Origin of the sequence: Vibrio sp. OPT46 (assembly GCF_015163535.1) — a bacterium.
GTDB classification, from domain to species: domain Bacteria; phylum Pseudomonadota; class Gammaproteobacteria; order Enterobacterales; family Vibrionaceae; genus Vibrio; species Vibrio alginolyticus.
Map to the genome: position 1 here is coordinate 89,950 of NZ_JADDYG010000074.1, position 1,816 is coordinate 91,765.

A 1,816-nucleotide genomic window follows, 5' to 3' on the forward strand; every position below is an offset into this window, starting at 1 on the left:
GCTCTTCATCCAAGAAGCTATCGGTGGTATCATATATGGTTTCGTCCTCGGTTTGCTATTCCACTACTTGATCAGTGCCACCGATGATCACTCAATGGAATTGTTACTTACCATTGGTGTCCCAACAGCAGGTTACGCATTTGCTGAATACATCCATGTATCAGGCCCACTCGCGATGGTTGTATCCGGTATTATGATTGGCAACTGGACACGCTTTATTGGCTTTTCAAAAGAGAGTGAAGATCACCTTGACCATTTTTGGGAGCTTGTTGATGAGTTCTTGAATGGCGTGTTATTCCTACTGATCGGCATGTCGATGCTGCTATTTGAATTCCACAAAGAAGACTGGATTATGATGGCTATTTCAGTCCCTCTTGTACTAGCAGCTCGCTATTTAAGCGTATTTCTCTCGTACATTGGCTTTAAGCGTTACAGAAAATATAACCCGTGGTCAGTACGTATTTTGACGTGGGGCGGCTTACGCGGGGGCCTTGCATTGGCAATGGCACTTTCCATTCCATCTGGTATTTGGGTGATTCAAGATAAGTTAATCGATGTAAAAGAGATTATTCTTGTAATGACCTACTCCGTCGTTGTTTTCTCTATCCTCATTCAAGGCTCAACAATCACCCCAATGATTGAAAAAGCAAAAGCAGAAGAGAAGAAGATGGAAGAGAATAACCAAGCAATAACCACTCCGGAACATACGGAGCCAGTGGACTCTTAAAGACACGTTACTTAATAGATAAAAAGCAGCTACCTAGCTGCTTTTTTCATAACTAATTTTCAGACTCCCCTTCAAGGACGAATGCTCCTTATTCTTTGATATACCTTCAAATATACTAAGAATCGCTACGCTACACTTTCATAGATACTAACTATTGCCGATAGATAGTATTCATAAACGAGTCTTTTAATTTGCCCATTTTCATCTGTATCACTTCTCTTCCCTTGGCAATATAGGCTCCTCGCAAACATCAAAGTTAAACTTCCACAATACTTAGCAATGAGCGAGTTTGTGTTTTTATGAGAAAGAGACATTTAGGGTGATTGCGTTCAGAACCCAAACGGGTTAGAAACCTCACCGAGATAAAACTGAGCTAGCACCCAGGTAGCAAAGCCTTAACGGAAGTTTAAATCCCTTCCCTCTTGAACTCAGTGAGACTAAACTTGTATTCAAAGTCCTCCTGTTTTCAAATTAGAAACAAGCGACACCTCAAACAATTAAGCTCTGTCATATAACTAGATTTTCTAATATCGAATAAAAGGAGCTTTGGTTAGAGCTTGGTATCGGAATAAGGCTAAGACTAAGGCACAGAGTTACATGCTAGCTCGTTCACGACGATATTAAAACCATGTGAAGAGGGTAGCGTAACTCTAGATGCAAGGTTTCAATATGAAAGTGAGTTTCAGGTAAGTCGGGGGAACCAGAACGAAAAAAGCCTCAGTCTTTCGACTGAGGCTTAATATAAGTGGCGGAGTGGACGGGACTCGAACCCGCGACCCCCGGCGTGACAGGCCGGTATTCTAACCAACTGAACTACCACTCCGCAGTGGTATCACTCGCTTTAATAAGCAAGTGTCCAAAATTTAAAGCCTGGCGATGTTCTACTCTCACATGGGGAAGCCCCACACTACCATCGACGCTATTTCGTTTCACTTCTGAGTTCGGCATGGAAATCAGGTGGGTCCAAAACGCTATGGTCGCCAAGCAAATCCTTTAATCTGGAAAGCTGTTTTTTAATTCTCGTTCTTACACATTCAATGTTCTTTCATTGAGTCCATCAAAACCCCTTGGGTGTTGTATGGTTAAGCC

Annotated in this window: 1 protein-coding gene, 1 tRNA gene and 1 rRNA gene; 1 reads left to right on the forward strand and 2 read right to left on the reverse strand. The window is 42.2% G+C overall.

The features are described from left to right. Window positions 1–727: cation:proton antiporter (locus IQR33_RS03275; RefSeq protein WP_193843513.1), on the forward strand; the 727-nt coding region annotated here is incomplete at its 5' end. A 746-nt stretch (window positions 728–1,473) separates the two neighbouring features. On the opposite strand, the gene IQR33_RS03280 is transcribed toward IQR33_RS03275, so the two are convergent. Both IQR33_RS03280 and rrf read right to left on the reverse strand, forming a co-directional pair. Next, a tRNA-Asp gene (locus IQR33_RS03280) sits at window positions 1,474–1,550 on the reverse strand. A 45-nt stretch (window positions 1,551–1,595) separates the two neighbouring features. After that, window positions 1,596–1,712 (reverse strand): 5S ribosomal RNA (rrf, locus tag IQR33_RS03285). Between the last annotated feature and the right edge of the window lie 104 nt (window positions 1,713–1,816).